At 70.9% G+C, this 16,795-nt stretch carries 11 protein-coding genes; 3 read left to right on the top strand and 8 right to left on the bottom strand.

Annotated features, from left to right (window positions below; genetic code table 11):
* Positions 1-170: 170 nt before the first annotated feature.
* The 7 genes from ACZ6TI_RS27730 to ACZ6TI_RS27700 form a co-directional block, all read right to left on the bottom strand.
* On the bottom strand, positions 171-512 hold the full coding sequence (locus tag ACZ6TI_RS27730; protein ID WP_465348074.1) for a hypothetical protein: 342 nt from the start codon (positions 510-512) through the stop codon (positions 171-173).
* A gap of 961 nt (positions 513-1,473) precedes the next feature.
* A complete protein-coding gene (locus ACZ6TI_RS27725; protein WP_465348073.1) occupies positions 1,474-3,480 on the bottom strand; it encodes an urease accessory protein UreH domain-containing protein in 2,007 nt (668 codons plus the stop codon).
* 128 nt (positions 3,481-3,608) lie between these two features.
* Complete coding sequence (locus ACZ6TI_RS27720; RefSeq protein WP_465348072.1) at positions 3,609-4,907, bottom strand: tetratricopeptide repeat protein; 1,299 nt, start codon at positions 4,905-4,907, stop codon at positions 3,609-3,611.
* A 12-nt stretch (positions 4,908-4,919) separates the two neighbouring features.
* Positions 4,920-6,551: a DUF4331 domain-containing protein gene (locus ACZ6TI_RS27715; RefSeq protein ID WP_465348071.1), complete on the bottom strand. Its 1,632-nt coding sequence runs from the start codon at positions 6,549-6,551 to the stop codon at positions 4,920-4,922.
* A gap of 117 nt (positions 6,552-6,668) precedes the next feature.
* Positions 6,669-7,691, bottom strand: a complete 1,023-nt coding sequence (locus ACZ6TI_RS27710) for a LacI family DNA-binding transcriptional regulator (RefSeq protein ID WP_465348070.1) — start codon at positions 7,689-7,691, stop codon at positions 6,669-6,671.
* A gap of 11 nt (positions 7,692-7,702) precedes the next feature.
* The gene (locus tag ACZ6TI_RS27705; protein ID WP_465348069.1) at positions 7,703-10,483 is read right to left on the bottom strand and encodes a glycoside hydrolase family 3 C-terminal domain-containing protein; all 2,781 of its coding nucleotides are present in this window, start codon (positions 10,481-10,483) and stop codon (positions 7,703-7,705) included.
* A gap of 117 nt (positions 10,484-10,600) precedes the next feature.
* On the bottom strand, positions 10,601-11,818 hold the full coding sequence (locus ACZ6TI_RS27700) for an ROK family protein (RefSeq protein WP_465348068.1): 1,218 nt from the start codon (positions 11,816-11,818) through the stop codon (positions 10,601-10,603).
* Positions 11,819-11,972: 154 nt separating this feature from the next.
* Here ACZ6TI_RS27700 and ACZ6TI_RS27695 point away from each other — a divergent pair, with 154 nt between their 5' ends.
* From ACZ6TI_RS27695 to ACZ6TI_RS27685, 3 genes are read left to right on the top strand one after another with little or no spacing between them, the layout of a single operon-like run.
* A complete protein-coding gene (locus ACZ6TI_RS27695; RefSeq protein ID WP_465348067.1) occupies positions 11,973-13,643 on the top strand; it encodes an extracellular solute-binding protein in 1,671 nt (556 codons plus the stop codon).
* Positions 13,640-14,635 (top strand): ABC transporter permease, encoded by a 996-nt coding sequence (locus ACZ6TI_RS27690; RefSeq protein ID WP_465348066.1) that lies wholly within the window; start codon positions 13,640-13,642, stop codon positions 14,633-14,635. The genes ACZ6TI_RS27695 and ACZ6TI_RS27690 overlap by 4 nt, the downstream gene beginning before the upstream one ends.
* On the top strand, positions 14,632-15,513 hold the full coding sequence (locus tag ACZ6TI_RS27685) for a carbohydrate ABC transporter permease (protein WP_465348065.1): 882 nt from the start codon (positions 14,632-14,634) through the stop codon (positions 15,511-15,513). Before ACZ6TI_RS27690 ends, ACZ6TI_RS27685 begins: the two co-directional genes overlap by 4 nt.
* On the opposite strand, the gene ACZ6TI_RS27680 is transcribed toward ACZ6TI_RS27685, so the two are convergent.
* The coding region (locus tag ACZ6TI_RS27680) for a glycosyl hydrolase family 95 catalytic domain-containing protein (protein ID WP_465348064.1) at positions 15,503-16,795 on the bottom strand (1,293 nt) is incomplete at its 5' end. The genes ACZ6TI_RS27685 and ACZ6TI_RS27680 overlap by 11 nt on opposite strands.

Raw genomic sequence — 16,795 nt, 5'->3', positions numbered from 1 at the left:
CAAGCGGTGGACAGCCGATGAGAGAGCTACCCCGCCGGTCACCTCGACCAAGCCTGGCCGGGCTGCGGTCGTAGATCAATTAGATAAGTAGCCGAGAAGAGTGCGGTCACCGACGCAGTCGTTCCTGCCGTTGCTGACCAATTGCGGAAGGCTGCGCTGCACGCTTCGGATCATGAATTGCTGCGCAGGGCAGCGACCTTGCGAGGCCGATAGCGCGTGACGGCGAGGATGCACAGAAGGGCAGGTACAAAGCTGATGAAGAAGCCGGCATCAGGCCCAACAACACCGTCAGGGCCGGCAAACCCTGTGGCGGCGCTGATCCACATGAACGCGACAAGCAACATTGCAGACCCGAGCAGGAACCAGAACATGCTGGCTTGGCCCGCACTCAGCCATGTCCGCCCCGTGGCCTTTACTGGCGGAACCTCACCACGGAACACAACCAGGATGCCCCGGCCGAGCAAGGCCAAGCCGCCCAGCCCGGAGATGACGATCTCCACAATGTGTTCCACAACCGGAGCCTAGCGCTTGCCGGCTACCTGTCCCGCGGCGTGTTTCCACTCCCTCAACGCATCAGCGAACCGATACCGGAAAGGGCGCGCCGACTCCGCCCGCTGCGCACCGTAGTGTCGGAACATCCAAGATCAGGTGCGCTCTTCTGCCGCTGAGAAAGGGCGCGGCGTCACTCAGGTTGATCGCAATAGGGACTGCATCTGCGGCCGACAGAGTGAGCAACGTCCCGGAGACGGCGTGCAAGTCGCTCGACTTCCTGGGCAGTCGGCGGCGTCATGGGCACGCCAGCCGCGATATGGTCCCCAAGTTCGTACGGCGCCACGTAGAGGTCTTCGACAGTCGCCCGATCCAGTCGCAGCACCACGTCGTGTTCCACCCGGGCGACTTCAGTGTCATGGCGCCAAGCGTGAGCGCTGACCACCGAAGTCCGTGCCCCGCACCTTGTCGGGGAGAGGTGCGTTGTCTAGCGAGAAACCACGACAGAGCTGACCGACGAGCTCGGCGTGTCGCTCCGTAGCCCGGTCAACAGAACATGTGCGCAACACGCGGTTGGCGTGTCGGCGCGCCAACCGCGGGACCGGCATCGGTGGAGCCCGACTCGCCAGGTCAAGACCGTTTCGCCTGGTCGGGACGTCTTCGCCGGCCTCGCCTTGGTCTCAGTTCCACAGTCTCGCCGCGCCCGTCATTTCTGGCTCGCCTTGGTGTCGCCTCGCCCCATGTCTAGATTCGTTCGGCTTCATCAGAGGCAGCGCCCCCTCACGGGAAGCAGAGCCCCTCTGCGCCCTGACGGGCAGCGCTTCCCTAGAGGAAGCAGAGCCCCTCTGCTTCCTCTAGGGTCGGGCCGGTCTTGCGGGGCAGGGTCTCGCACCGGTCTCGCGCTGTCTCGCGCTGCCCTGTTCCGCGCTGCGCTGCCTCCCGCCGACCAGCCCGCCTCGCCGCGTCGCTTTGAGTCGCTTCACGTTAGGTCAGGGTGAGCAGGGCACGTCCGGCCAGACCCAGTCCGACGATGACGATCAGGGCTGCGGTTACTGGTGGTAGCACTGCCTGCCAGCGTGTCAGGCGGGGGAAACGGCCGTCCAGGCGGTCGCGGAGTTTGATCAGCAGCAGGCCTGCGGCGGTCAGGGTGGCGGCCATGCCGATGCCGTAGGCGATCACCAACAGGACGCCGAAGACGGTGCGGCCGAGGGCGGCGGCACCTAGCAGGACGATCAAGGCTGACGGGCTCGGCACCAGGCCGCCGGCGATGCCCAAGCCGGCGATGCTCCATCTGCCGGGGCCACGATTCGGTGACTCGGACGAATGATCTTGTCCGTGGTCATGGGTCTGGTCGGAGGCGTCCAGGCCGGTGGTCGCGGTGCGCGCGCCGGGAGGCGGAACGGCGAGGATGCCACTGCGGGTCGTTGCCACACCGGCAAGAGTTCTCGTCCGCGCGGCAAGCTGATCTTGCGGGTGGGAATGGCTGTGCCCGGCGGACTGGTCGGTGGGGCTTGATGCGTGAGCGCTCGCCTTGCCCGGCGCCTGGTCGTCACCGTGACCAATCGTTTCGCCGCGATCGGTGCCTGGGGCGTGGTGGTCGTGACCACTGTCGGACCCGTGATTGTGGCGGTGGCCGGGGGCGTGGCTGTGGTTGTGGTCGGTCCCGTGATCATGGTGGTGACCGGGCATATCGTCGTGGGTGCTGTTGTCGTCTTCGCCGAAGGGGTGGGTGAGACGCTCGCTGATGCCGATGGGGTGCGCTCGTGTCAGGCCGGCATCGAAGGACCCCATGAGGCCCTGGCCGGCTTCCAGAACGAGGGAATGATCGGCGTCGACGTTGCGTGCGCTTCCAACTGCGGCGAGAGTGCGGCCCGGGCCGTAGGGGATCGGGTTGCCTCGGCCATACGGGCGGTCAGTACCTTCCGCCGGAGAGGAACCATCGCCTAGCAGCCGCGAATCGCCTGAACAATCCGAGTGCGCATGGTCGGCGGCGTGTGCATGCGGATGGCCCGTGACGTGAGACAGGCTGTCTGGGCGCTGGCGGCCCGCGGCATGGGAGTGGGCCCCGCCGTGGCCATGCGAGTGGCCGTGGGAGTGGCCCGGGCCGTGCGAGTGGCCGTGGCCGTCCAAGGTTCGGCGGCGGCGCAGTGCGCCGACCAGTGCCGTTCCCCCGATCACCGTGACCAGCAGCCCGCTTGCCAGGCCCAGATACCCCAGGATCGTCTCCCCGGCGATGCCTGCCACCGTCGTCAGCAGCAGACCCAGCAGCAGAACCCCGCCGGTGTGCGTAACCGTCACCGTGGCGCCCACCGCCACCGCGTCTCGAGGCCGGCCGCGCCGCCCGGCCAGGTACGCCGCCATCACCGTCTTCCCGTGGCCGGGCAAAGCCGCGTGCCCGGCACCCAGCAACAGCGCCAGCAGCACCGCCAGCACCCCGACCCACGGCGTCATCTCCCGGCCACCGACCGCGTTCTCCAGCCACCGCTCGGCGCCGGCCAGTGGGCCGTTCGTGCGGAACGGCGACGACGCCGACGACGGCCTGGAGGATGGTGCCGGGTCACCGTTGCCGGGGCCGGCCGTGAAGGATGCCGTCCGCACGTCAGGCGGGGAGGACAGCAGGTCGTCGGGGTAGGTGCGCAGCTCGTTGCTGATTCCGGCGACGGGCAGCGTGGAGCCGGACAGTGCCGCGCCGGGGCCGGCCGCCGCCACGAGTTCGCGCCAGCCGATGCGGTCGTCGCGGAAGGTGTTGGTCACCGTGACTTCCGTGCCGGGGCGCAACGACGAGGTGGCGGAGGTGAGGCGGCAGGTGAGACGGCTGGTGGCCAGCCCACCGGCGCCGGGAGGTGACTCCAGGGAAGCAGAGCTGATCGTCCAGCGCACCGGCGTCGACGAGAGGGTCACGGCCAGGGCGTCGGCGGCCTCGGTGCAGGTCGGGGCCGGGTCCTGCAGGGTCGGCAGTTCGGCGATGTCTGCCACCACCAGGGCGTCCACCCGGTCCGGGTGCACGGTCAGGGCGGCGTAGCGGTTGACCGAGAAGTTGCCACGGGGGTGGGCGGAGGCGGGTGCTGCCGCCACAACCACGCCGGCCAGGGCCAGGGTCAGCACGATCAGGAGACGTCTCACGGCTGGGCCTCCAACGCGGCCAGGGCGCGGGCGGCGGTCGGGCCGTCCACTACGGAGAAGTACGGGTTGAGCTCGCGCACCCGGCGCAGCTGATCGCGGGCGGTCGCCCGGTCATCGAGGGATAGGGCGATGACCGCCAAGTGGTAGGCGTAAGAGGCATGCGGGGAACTCGCGGCCCGCCGGGCGAAGCCGAGCGCCTCGCGGTCGCGGCCGGCCGCGTGCAGGGACTGGGCGAGGACGTCGGCCACGTCGGCGAACGGGCGGCGCGACCACTCGGCCTCGGCCAGCCGCACCGCCTTCGTCGCGTCGCCACGGGCCAGGGCGATCTGGGCGCCGGCCAGGTCGTCGGCGCCGCCGTTCGCCTGGAAGATCCGGTGTGCCGCGTCGGCGAGTTCGAGCTGCTTCGCCGACTGTGCCGGGCGGCCCGCGGCGCGCAGCAGCTCGGCGTACTCGAGAAGGGTGTCGGGGGTCGGGGTGCGGGCGGCGACGGCGCCGGCGCTCGCGATCGCGGCGTCGAGCCGCCCCGAGGCCGCGTCGACGCGCGCCCGGCCGCGGAGCAACGGCTGGTAGCCGGGATCTGCCGCGAGACCGGCGGCGTATTCGCGTGCGGCGCCGGCCAGGTCGCCCTGGGACCAGGCCAGGTCGCCGAGCTGGTTGCGGCAGAAGGCGATGTCCGCCGGATCGGCCGCGGCGTCGAGGGCCTGCCGCATCAGCGCGGTCGCCTCGGGCAGCTTGCCGCGCTGTTCCAGGTCGTAGGAGGCGCGGGCGTATCCGGCGAGGCCCGGCCGCAGGTCCAGCATCCGCTGCACGGCGGCGGTGGCGAGCGGGCCCTCACCGAGCTGGGTGTGCGCGTCGGCCAGCACGCCATAGGCGTCGGCGTCGTACGGGTTCAGCTCGATCGCGTCGAGCGCGAAGGACCGCGCGCGGGTGAAGTCGTGCCGGGCGTTGGCCAGCGCGCCCATCCCGACCAGCGCGTCCCCGTTGTCCTCGGGGCGCACCTTCAGGGACTGCTCCAGCGCTCCGGCGGCCTTGGGATAGAGGCTCGGGTCGGCGGTGACCCGGGCCCGTTCGACGTACGCGACGCCGAGCGCCGCCCAGGTCTGGTAGTCGCGGGGCAGCTGACGCAGCCGGTCCTGAGCCCGGGCGATCGCCTGGGCCTGCCGATCGGCGGGCACCGTGGTGGTGCCCGCCGACCGGACCGGCGGCGCCTCGCGCAGGCCGACGATCGCACCGGCCGTGAACACCACGGCGGCGGTCAGCGACACGATCGTGAGGATCCGCAGGGAAGGGCGCATGGTCGTGATTCCTCAGACCTGCTTGGTGGTGCGGCGCCGCAACCAGACGAGGGTGCCGAGGAACAACACCACCGCCAGGCCACCGACCGAGATCGCCGCGATCAGCAGGCCGTCCCGGTCCGAGTTCTGGTCCGCCGACGCCGGCTTGAGCGCGATCGGCGACTGCGACGGGGTGTCCGACGGCTGGGCGGCCGGCGGCACCGGCGGTGTGGGAACAAGAGCGGCGCCGGCGTTGACGGCGGCCACGTTAGGCAGTGCGACATACGGGAACTGCGTGCCGAACTGCTGGTCGTTGCCGTCGACCTTGTCACCCGCGGCCAGGGCGTCGACCAGCTTGCCGGTCTGCGCCGCGCCCTCGACCGCCTGGATCGAGATGTCCACCGCGTCGTCGGTGAGCCGCCGCCCGTTCGGGAAGCCCTGCAGGTCGCCGGCGAGCACGCCGAGCCGGTCCGGGGTCGCGGTGACCGGCACACCGAGGTTGAGCCGCAGCATCTCGGACGGCCGGAACTTCTTCGGGTTGACGTCCATGTTGTTGAGCTGCGAGTTCAGGTCGGCCTTGATCGGGCCGCCGGCCTTGGTGGTGATGCCGGTCAGGAAGATCTCGACCAGGTCGTTGCGCGGGGTGGCCGGCGCCGGGATGTTGTAGATGCCCTGGATCAGCTTGGGCAGCTCGGGGTCAGTGACTCGGTTGACCACGGCGGGGATCCCGGCGTCCTTGTCCGGCGAGATCGAGTTGAACGCGTCCTTCAGGCCGGCCGGCACCACCACCTCGTTGACCAGCGGGTTGCCGAGCCGCGACACCTGCACCCGGTCGTTGCCCAGCTTCGGGGTGGCGTCGTTGGTGATCTGCACCCGGTTGCGTTCGGTCGTGGTCCACACGCCGATCACCGGGTTGCGCTTGGCGTCGCCGCCCAGCGCCACGTCCTTGAACGGCACCTGCAACGCGAGCGTGTTCACGTTGAAGCCGGCCAGGGTGTCCTGCCCGGTCTCGCTCAGGTCGCCGCCGTAGAGCAGGTCGAAGACCCGCAGGTCGAGGAAGAACGGGTCGTCGGCCTGCCCGGCGTAGAGCTTCCAGCCGCCCTGCAACTGCACGGTGGCCTGGTCGCGCAGCGTCTGGTAATTCGGCATGCCGGTGGCTCCGGTCCAGGACGGCGCAACCGGCGCGTCCTTGATCCGCGTCTTGAACGGCGCGCCGTTGAACGACGACTCGAGCGTGTAGGTCTGCTTGAACAGCAGGTTCTCGTCGTCCAGCGAGGTGACCGGGCCGTTGTTGTAGAGGAACGTCTTGTTCCCGCGCTTGTCGATGTTCTTGAAGGTCCAGCGGAAGACGGCGTCGGCCTTGGCGTCGCCGTCACTGTCCACATTGATCTTGTACGCCGCGTCGGTCGCGAACGGATAGAAGTTCGGCCCGCCGTTCGGCTCCTCGAACGGGATCCAGTTGGCGATCATCGTGACGTAGCCCGGCCGGTCCGGGCTGACGAACGCGTAGAGGTCGGTGTTGTCGGCGGCCGGATCGGACGCGATCAGCGGCGCCTCGCGGTGACTGGACGCCGATCCGGCCGATGGTCCGAGCCCGGCGACGGACGCGGCGAGCACGAGGGCCGTGCCCGCGACCGCGGTCGCCTTCTTGAAGTTCCTTGCCATGACGATGTCCTCCCCAGGTGACTCCTGTGCGAGGACTTCGCGCCCGAGCGGACGCGGGATCGGTCCGAGTCGGGTTCCCAACACCAACCCATCCACCGCTGTCGCGGCCTCGAACCATTACCTATGCGCGGTGCTCCGGCGCGGGGTGAGTGCGGGGCTGAGCAGTGTGGATTCGGGTACGCTGCCGCCGTCCAGCTTGCGCATCAGCAGGTGGACGGCCTGCCGCCCCACCTCCGAGGCCGGAATGAGCACCGAGGACAGCGCCGGCGACGTGTTCTCGGCGACCTGATCGGGGCAGATCGCCACCACCGAGACGTCCTCCGGCACCCGCCGCCCGAGCCGGGTCAGCGCCGCCATCACGTGCGCGACCGCCGCCTCGTTGTGCACCACCAGCCCGGTCACCGCCGGATCGTCGGCGAACAGTTGCCCGGCCGCCTCCTGCGCCTCGTCCAGCGACTCGCCGCAGGGCCGGGCGATCGCGCTCAGCCCGTGCCGCTGCGCCGCGTCCAGGAAGCCGGCCCGGGTGCGGTGCGCGAAGCCGGTGTCCCGCTGATAAACCACCGGGGGAGCGCCGAGCAGCGCGATCCGGCGGTGCCCGAGCGCGGCCAGGTGGTCGACGCAGCGCGCCCCGGCCAGGCGGAAGTCGAGATCCACACAGGTGAGCCCGGTCGGGTCGGCCGGGAAGCCGATCAGCACGCTGGGCCGTTCCAGCTCACGCAGCACCGGCACCCGGGCGTCGGACATCTCCACGTCCATCATCAGCACGCCGTCGACCATCGCGCTGGCCGCGATCCGGCGCAGCCCGGCCGGGCCCTCGTCGGCGGTCATCAGCAGCACGTCGTGACCGAACTGCCGGGCCGCCGTGACCACCGCGGTGACCAGCTCCATCACCACCGGCAGGTGCATGCCGGTGCGCAGCGGCAGCACCATGGCGATCACGTTGGCGCGGCGGCTGGCCAGCGCGCGGGCGCCGGCGTGCGGGTGGTAGCCGAGCGTCCCGATGCTGGCCAGCACCCGCTGCCGGGTGGTCTCCGAGATGGCCCGTTTGCCGGAGAGCACATAGGAGACCGTGCTGACCGCGACGCCCGCGTGCCGGGCCACGTCGGCGATCGTGACCATGTCCGGCCGCTTGCGTTCCACCGGCGCCGCCATCAGAGCGCCGCCCGGTCGAACGCCAGGCTGCCCACCCGCACGCCGGGCGTGCCGAGCACGAGGAACAGATCGTGCACGCCGTCCCGGCCGAGTGGGGCGTCCACCTCGGTCCACTCGTAGGGGCCGCCGGTGGCCGGGATGTCCAGGACGGCGGCCGGTGGGCCGGTCAGTGGATCGCCGAGCCGCAGCTCGAGGCGGGCGCCGCCGGCCGGTGCGGCGGCGGTGACCCGCACCCGGGCGGCGCCGGGCCCGAAGTCGACGGACGTGAAGCCGATCCAAGCGCCGGAACAGTTCGCCACCACGGCGTCGCCGGTCGCCGGGGTCTCGGCGGTGAGCCGGGTGCCGTACTCCTCGTCTCGGGTGCAGGCGGGCAGCGGACCGCCCAGCGCGACCCGGTCGGGGATCTCCTCGCCGCGCACGTCGAGGACCGTGGTGGCGGTGATGTCCGCGCAGGACCGGCCGGTCAGCACGGTGTGCCGGGCGGCCTCGACCACCGGGCGCCCGCGCGTGACGTCGTGGAAGGCCAGGCCGGCGGCGGCGAGGCGGAAGGTCACGGTGGTCTGCGCGCCCGCGTCGAGGCGCACCCGGCGGAAGTCGCGCAGCCGGCGCAACGGCTGCGGCACCCGGGACCGGCGCTGCCGGGTGTAGAGCTGGACGACCTCCTCGCCCGCGCGGTCCCCGGTGTTGACCACGTCCACGCTCACCTCGACCTCGCCGTCCGCGTCCACCGCGGCGGCGGAGAGCCGCAGGTCGCGGTGCTCGAAGCGGGCATAGCCGAGGCCGTGGCCGAACGGGTACAGCGGCTTCCCACGGAAGTAGAGGTAGGTCGCCTCGCTGCCGATGATGTCGTAGTCCAGCAGGTCGGGCAGGTCCTCGGCGCCGCGGTACCAGGTTTGCGGCAGCCGCCCGGTGGGCTCGACGGGCTCGCCGTCCGCGGTGCGCCCGAGCAGCAGATCGGCCAGCGCGGTGCCGGCCTCCTGCCCGCCGTGCGACGACCAGAGAATGGCCGGCACGTGTTCGGCGGCCCAGCCGATCGCATAGGGATAACTGCTGGTCACCACCAGGACGGTGCGGGGGTTGGCGGCCCGCACCGCGCGCAGCAGATCGTCCTGGCCGGGTGGCAGCGCCAGGTCCGCGCGGTCCTCGGTCTCCCGGCCGGCCACCATCGGATGGTTGCCGAGCACCACCACGGCGACGTCGGCCTCGCGGGCCGCGGCGGCCGCCGCCGTCAGCCCGTCGACGACCGTGGCGGCGGCGAACACCGTCGCGTCCTCGGCGTCCGGCGCGTCCGCCCGCAGCGTCCCGTCGAAGCCCACGGTCACCCAGCGGTCCAGGGCGACGTTGCGGAACCGGCCGCCGGCCGCCTCGAACGTCTCCCGCACTACCCACTCACCGGGGCCGGGCCGGTCGGCGACCAGCACGCCGTCCTCGCGGGCCCGCACGTAGCGGCCGGCGGCGCGCAGCGTGACCACGCCGCCGCCCCAGTCCAGCACGTCGAAGGCGGCCCGCTCGCCGATCCGCAGCGCCTCGCGGTCCACGCCGACGAAGCCGGCCGCGGTGGACAGCTCGATGCGATCCACGCCCTCCGCGAAGACCGTCTCCACGCGCGCGGCGAGGCCGGCTCGCGGCGTGATCGCATAGGGCAGGGTGCCGCTGTACCAGTCGGTCAGCACGGTGTCCGCCAGCGGCCCGATCACCGCCACCGTTTTCGGAGCGGAGAGCGGCAGCAGCCCGCCCTCGTTGCGCAGCAGCACCACGCTTCGGCGGGCGGCCGTCCGGGCCAGGTCCTGATGCTCGGCGCAGTTGACCACGTCGGCGGTCGTCGCCGCGTACGGGTCGGAGCCGGCCGGATCGAACTCGCCCAGCCGGAACCGGACGCCCAGGATCCGCCGCACCGCGGCGTCCACGTCGGACTCGGCGATCAGCCCGCGCTCCAGCGCGCCGGTGAGCCGGGCGACGGTCCGCGACGGCTCGGCGTCGTCCTCGGTGAAGCAGTCCACCCCGGCCCTGAGCGCGGCGCCGAACCCGGCCTCGTGATCCGGCAGGAAGCCCTGATCGCCGGCGATGTTGGTGACCGCGCCGGCGTCGCCGACCACCAGCGTCTCGCCGAGCATGCCGAGCAGCGGGCTGAGGTGCGCGGGACGGCCGTTGACCAGGTTGTACGACGCCATCACGGCCACCGCGGCACCCGCCTCCAACGGCGCACGGAAGGCCGGCCACTCGTATTCGTGGAGCACCCGCGGCGGCAGGTCGCTGGACGTGCGGCAGCGGTCGGTCTCGTTGTTGTAGCCGAGGAAGTGCTTGAGCGTCGGCGCGGTGCGCAGACGGGCCGGGTCGTCGCCGCGCAGCCCGCTCGCGAAGGCCGTGCCCAGCACACCGGTGAGCCAGGGATCCTCGGCGTAGCCCTCCTCGTTGCGTCCCCACCGCGGGTCGCGCAGCGGGTTCACCACCGGCGCCCAGACGTTCAGCCCGACCCGGTCCGGGTCCTTGTGGTGCAGCGCCCGCACCTCCGCGCCGGTGGCCGCGCCGACCCGCTCGACCAGCGCCGGATCCCAGCTCGCGCCGAGCCCGACCGCCTGCGGGAACACCGTCGCCTCGCCGAGCCACGCGACCCCGTGCAGCGCCTCCGTGCCGGTGCGGAACGCGCCCACGCCGAGCCGGGGCACCGGCGCCTGATGCTGATGCAGCAGGCCGGTCTTCTCCGCGAGCGTGAGCCGGCCGAGCAGATCGGCCACCCGGTCGGCGAGCGGCCGCCCGGGGTCACGGAACGGGTCCGTCATGGCCTGCGCCCTACCCTTCGAAGCGCTTCGACAACACTGTTAAGAAAACTCCGCAAGAGGCGTTACGCACGTGTTAAGCGGAGTCGCTCAAAGGTTGGCACCAGACATCGACGCTGGTCAAGGGATGGCGGGCAAGTGGCCGGACTCGATCCGGTCCAGAGCGAGCGCCGCGCCGCCGGTGGCGACCGCGCCCGGGTCCAGCGTGGAGGCCACCACGCGACCGTCCACGGGGGCCAGCGCACGCCCCTTGACCTCGGCCTCCACGGCCGGCAGCAGCCACGGCGCGAGCGCGCTGAACGCGCCGCCGAGCACCACCGCGCGCGGATCGAGCAGGTCGGAGAGCATCGACACGGCATGGCCCAGCCGGCGGCCCGCCTCGGACAAAGCCGACAGCGCCGTGCCGTCGCCCGCGACGGCCTGCGCGGCCATCCGGTCGATCTCCGGCAGGTAGTCGGTGATCGGCCCGTCCGCCGCGGTGTCCGGCAGCGCGGCCCGGACCAGGGCGGGCAGCCCGGCGTACGCCTCCAGGCACCCGTGCCGCCCGCAACGGCAGAGCGGGCCGGCCGGGTCGAGCTGCAGGTGCCCGACCTGCCCGGCCAGGCCGCGGTCGCCGCGCACCAAACGGCCGTCGGTGATCACGCCGGCGCCCACCCCGACGCCGCCGAGCAGTGCGATCAGGTCGGGCGTGCCGGCCTGTGGCCCGGACCGGTGCTCGGCCACCGCGGCCAGGTTGGCGTCGTTCTCCACCACCACGTCGAAGGCCGGCTGCCGCAGCACCTTGAGCAGGGCCGGGCGCAGGTCGAGATCGGCCCAGCCCAGGTGCGGCGCGAACCGTACGCCGCCCTCAGCGGTCACCGCGCCCGGCACGGCGACGGTCAGCCCGAGGATCCGGCGCTGCTGCCCGGTCAGCTTGGCCGCCACCTTGCCGGCCAGCGCGGCGACCGCGGCCTCGGCGCGCCCGGCCGACGCACCCAGTCCCGGGAAGGCCCGCTTCCAGGACAGGATCCGCTCGCCGCCCAGGTCCAGCGCGACCGCGGTCAGGTGGTCGGCGGCCACCTCGACGCCGACCGCCGCATAGCGTCCGCTCTCCAGCGTGAGCAGCGACGCCGGGCGGCCGATCCGGTTGCCCGCCGGGCCGGTCTCGCGCAGCAACCGCCGCTCCAGCAGCTCGGTGACCAGGCTGGAGACGGTCGCCTTGTTCAGCCCGGTGACCGCCGCGACGTCCGCGCGCGAGCACGTCCCGGCGGTGCGCACGTGCCGCAGCACCACGGCCAGATTCGTCGCTCGTACGTCGGTCAGGTCCGCCGGCTGCCCCATGCCGCGCCTGTCGATCACGTCTGCACCGCCCCACGTCCGCACCCGATGCCCCGGGCCATCTCTGCTCATCATGCCGTATCGGTGATCGACGGCTCTTGTCCACTCTATTACCGGGGACTACTTTGTTTGGCTACAAGCCAAACAAAGGCTGCCAATAGATAGGGAGTGCGCCGTGACAACACCCGCGGGCGCGAGCCGCAGGACCTTTCTGAGCCTGGCCGGGCTCTCCGCCGCGACGGTGGCCGGTGGCGGCCTGCTCTCCGGCTGCGGGGAGAAGGCCACCCGCGGCGGCGCCACCCAGCAGCTGGACAAGCTCTCCGCGCTGGTGCCCGAGCAGCGTGACCTGGCACTGGACATCCCGAAGCCGGACCTGCCGGGCACCCGCCCGGTGGCCGACGGCTACACGAAGTTTCCGCCGGCGCTGACCGACGCGATCACCGAGAAGCCGGGCGCCGGCGGCGCGCCGATCCGCGCCATGGTGCCGGTCTGGGGCCCGGCGCCGCCGACCGGCGCCAGCAACTCCTATCTGGTCGCGATCAACGGCGAGCTGGGCACCCCGGTGGACTTCAGCGTGCAGGACGGCAACCTCTACGCCGACAAGGTGGGCGCGATCCTCGGCGCCCGCGACGTGCCCGACCTGCTCTCGCTGCCCAGCTGGGAGGTGAACAAGCTGGCCCGCTTCGGCGACGCCGTGAACGCGCTCTTCGAGGACCTGACGCCCTATCTGCAGGGCGCGAAGGTGGCCGCCTATCCGATGCTGGCCACCTTCCCGACCAGCGCGTGGCGCCACTCGTGCTGGAACGAGAAGCTGATGGCCGTGCCCAACCCGACCGACGGGCCGTTCCCCTGGATGCTGTTCCAGCGCCGGGACCTGCTCACCAAGGCCGGGGTGACCGCGCCGACCACCATCGACGAGCTGTTCGAGATCGGCAAGAAGGTCACCGACCCGAACAAGGGTGTGTGGGCGTTCGACGACATCTTCTCGATCGTCCAGATGCTGCACAAGGCGCCGGGCAGCAAGGACGGCTGGCGGCGGGCCGCGGACGGCACGCCGGAGTTCAAGTACGAGACGCCGGAGTTCAAGGCCGCCGCCGAGTTCATGGCGAAGCTCTACCAGAACAAGCTGATCCACCCGGACATCGTGGCCAGCCGCGGCGCCGACTCGAAGCAGCTGCTGCAGAGCGGCAAGATCATGTTCAAGCAGGACGGCGTCGGCATGTGGCAGGTCATGCAGGCCGAGCAGCAGAACATCACGCCCGACTTCGACGTGCAGCCGGTGTCGCTCTTCTCCGCCACCGGCGGCGCACCGCTGGTCTGGGGCACCTCGGAGCCGATCTCCTATCTGTTCATCAAGAAGGGCCTCGGCAAGGCCCGCGTCGAGGAACTGCTGCGGGTGATCAACTGGAACTCCGCGCCGTTCGGCACCCAGGAGTTCAACCTGCGCGAGTTCGGCGTCGAAGGCAAGCACCACACCAGGACGCCGGACGGGCCGGTGAAGACCGACCTGGGCTTCAAGGAGATCCAGAACCAGTACTTCTTCATCAGCGGCCGCCGCCCGGTGGTGCAGCCCACGCCGCAGACCCCGAAGTACGTGCCGGACCTGCTGACCTACTCCAACGAGATGGTCAAGCACCTGGAGAAGGACCCGTGGGAGGGCCTCAAGATGGAGATGCCGGCCCGCTACAAGTCCGGCCTGGTGCCGTTCGCGGACAAGTTCACCGACGTGGTCCGGGGCCGCCGTCCGCTCAGCGACATGGACGCCATCGTCAAGGAGTGGAAGGCCGGTGGCGGCGACGAGGCCCGCACGCTGCTCGGCCAGGCGCTGGCCGACGCCGGTCGATGAGCCTGGCCACCCGTACCAAGAGGAATCGCACCGAAGCCGCACCGCCCCCGGAGCGCAAGCGAAAGGCGGGCTTCCGGGCGCGGCTGCGGCGGGACTGGCCGTTGCTGGTCATGGTCGCGCCCGGCTTCGTGCTGCTGCTCGTCTTCCACTACCTGCCGGTGCTCGGCAACGTGGTGGCGTTCCAGGACTACAACCCCTATTCCGGGGACAGCGCGCTGGCCGCGATCGCCGGCAGCCCGTTCATCGGCGTGGAGAACTTCCGGATCCTGTTCTCCGACCCGGCGTTCTGGGACGCGGTGTGGAACACGCTCTCGATCACCGCGTTCCAGCTGGTGTTCTTCTTCCCGCTGCCGATCCTGCTGGCCATCGTGCTGAACAGCGTGCTCTCCACCCGGCTGCGCAACTTCGTGCAGACCGTCGTCTACCTGCCGCACTTCTTCAGCTGGGTGCTGGTGGTGACGTTCTTCGTGCAGATGTTCGGCGGCGCCGGGCTGCTCGCCCAGGAACTGCGCGAGGCCGGAATCAACCCGCCGGAGATCATGTCCAACCCGGACACGTTCATCGTGCTGGTCACCGCCGAATCGGTCTGGAAGGACATCGGCTGGGGCACGATCGTGTTCCTCGCCGCGCTCAGCACGATCGACACCCAGCTGTACGAGTCGTCCGCCGTCGACGGGGCCGGCCGCTGGCGCCGCATGTGGCACATCACGCTGCCCGGGCTGCGGCCGGTGATCGTGCTGCTGCTGATCCTGCGGCTCGGCGACGCGCTGTCCGTCGGCTTCGAACAGTTCCTGCTGCAACGCGACGCGGTCGGGCGCCAGGCCGCCGAGGTGCTCGACACGTTCGTCTACCACCAGGCGATCGTCACCACCGACTACGGGCTGGGCGCGGCCGCCGGCCTGTTCAAGGCCGTGGTCGGGCTGATCCTGATCCTGCTCGCCAATCGACTCGCCCACGCGCTGGGCGAGCAGGGGGTGTACTCGAGCAAATGACCGCCGCTTGGGAGGAGAAGCCCGGGGTCGCGCTGCAGACCGCCAAGGGCTCCGTGCTGTCCGTCGTCGTGCTGGCCGTGGTGATCCCGCTGTGGGTGGTCGTGGTGACCAGCCTGTCGTCACGGGACACGATCAACGCGGCCGGTGGGCTGGTCGTCATCCCGCGGGGGATCGACTTCACCGCGTACCAGATCATCCTGTCCGGGGGGACGATCAGCCGGGCCCTGCTGACCAGCGCGATCATCACCGTGCTGGGCACCGCCGTGAGCCTGGTGGTCACCGTGCTGGCCGCCTACGGCCTGTCCCGGCCCGGCTCGCTGGGGCACCGCGCGCTGCTCTTCTACTTCCTGCTCACCTTCCTGATCTACCCCGGCCTGGTGCCGAGCTATCTGGTGGTGACCGGGCTGGGCCTCAAGGACAGCCTCTGGTCGGTGATCCTGCCCAGCGCGCTCAGCGTCTTCAACCTGGTCGTGGTGCGGGCCTTCTTCCAGAACCTGCCGGGCGAACTGCTGGACAGCGCACGGGTGGACGGCGCGGGGGAGTTCCGGATCCTGTGGCGCATCGTGCTGCCGCTGTCCAAGGCGGTGGTCGCGGTGGTCGGCCTGTTCTACGCGGTCGGCTACTGGAACGTCTGGTTCACCGCGCTGCTCTACATCGACGACAACCAGAAGTTCCCGATCCAGCGGGTGCTGCAGAGCTTCATCCTGGCCGGGCAGACGCCGCAGACCTCGGGCACCGCGGTCGGCGTCGCGATGCCGCCGACGCTGGCCATCAAGATGGCGGTCGTGGTGGTCACGGTGTTGCCGATCGCGCTGGTCTATCCCTTTATCCAGCGGCATTTCACGCGGGGCGTGATGATCGGTGCGGTCAAAGGCTGAGTGTTCGTTGTTCCGCCCTCTTCATGTCGCCGGCCCAGATCTTGTGCCCGTGCGCCGTCACGGTCAGGTGTGTATCCCTCGTCGCAGTGATCATTGCTGCGCTTTCCGGCCCCCAGGCCAGCCGGTCCACGATGATGCCGCCGCGGGCGCGGAGGCCGGTGACCTCGCCACGTGGCCATGCTCTGGGCAGCGCGGGGAGCAGGTCGAGGCGGCCGTGGGCGCCGCGCAGCAGCATGGCGCAGACCACGGCCGGGAAACCGCCGGCGATGTCGACGTTGAAGATGGCGTCCCGGTTGTGGGTCGGTACGAAGCGTTGCCAATAACGGTCGGCCATCCGGTGCAGTGTCCACAGTGCTTCGTCGGCGAGGCCGAGGGCGGCGGCGGCCAGGCCGAGTTGGACCAGACCGTAAGCCATCTCGTCGGATTCTTCACCTTCCCAGAACTTCAGCTTTTCGTTGATCTCTTCTGTGGCGGCTTTTCGCAGCGCCGGGTCCTCGGTGATCAACGGGTCTGGTTCATACCAGAGCGGCCACAGGTGGGAGGCGTGCCGGTGGGCCGGATTGTTGGTGAGGCCGGGGTGGATCCACTCGGCGAGACGGCCGTCCTTGATCCGGTAGGAAGGGAGCTTGTCCGCCAGCGGGTCGCCCAGATTGCGGAGCAGGTCGCGGGCGATCGCGACGTCCATGGTGGCGTCGATCGTCGCCTGGGAGCCGGTCGATGCCGGCGCGTTCTCCGGCGAATAGGAGGGTGCGAAAGTCGCTGTGCCGTCGCGGATCTCGACGAAGTCGTCCAGGAAGGCGGCCGCCTCGCGCATGAAGGGGAGGGCGCGCTCGTCCCGGAACTTCTCGTCGCCGGTGTAGAGCCAGTGATCCCAGTAGAGGCGGGCCAGCCATCCGGCGCCCGCGGTCCAGAACGTCTGGCACCAGACCGGGCCGAAGTGGTTCTGCCGGCCGTGGGTCGAGAGGTGCGTGGGGGTGAGGAGGCCGCGGGCGTTGTAGAGCCGCTGGGCGTTGTGGCGGAAGTCGGGTTTGAGCTCGTCGATCAGGTCGAAGAGGGGGAGCATCAGCTCGGGGGTGCCGGTGGGGTGGAGGGCGGCGAGGGCTGCGGGGAGGTTGCCGTTGAGGGTCCAGCCGCTCGACCAGGGTGGGGTGGTGGTGCCGCTCCAGACGCCCTGGAGGGTGGGCGGGCGGGTGCCGGTGCTGCTGATGATGAGGTAGCGGCCTCGATTGAAGAGTTGCTCGATGCGGGCGGTGCTTTGGTCGGTCTCGGTGCTCGTCTCGTT

This window comes from Actinoplanes sp. NPDC051388 (assembly GCF_055586225.1).
Note: the sequence above shows the minus strand (reverse complement) of the source record. Positions and strands in the feature narration are given on the sequence as shown.

Coding starts and splice junctions, on each gene's coding strand:
- ACZ6TI_RS27720 (WP_465348072.1), bottom strand. CDS start 4,907: ATGCGCCCTTCCCTGCGGATCCTCACGATCGTGTCGCTGACCGCCGCC.
- ACZ6TI_RS27715 (WP_465348071.1), bottom strand. CDS start 6,551: ATGGCAAGGAACTTCAAGAAGGCGACCGCGGTCGCGGGCACGGCCCTC.
- ACZ6TI_RS27705 (WP_465348069.1), bottom strand. CDS start 10,483: ATGACGGACCCGTTCCGTGACCCCGGGCGGCCGCTCGCCGACCGGGTG.
- ACZ6TI_RS27690 (WP_465348066.1), top strand. CDS start 13,640: ATGAGCCTGGCCACCCGTACCAAGAGGAATCGCACCGAAGCCGCACCG.
- ACZ6TI_RS27685 (WP_465348065.1), top strand. CDS start 14,632: ATGACCGCCGCTTGGGAGGAGAAGCCCGGGGTCGCGCTGCAGACCGCC.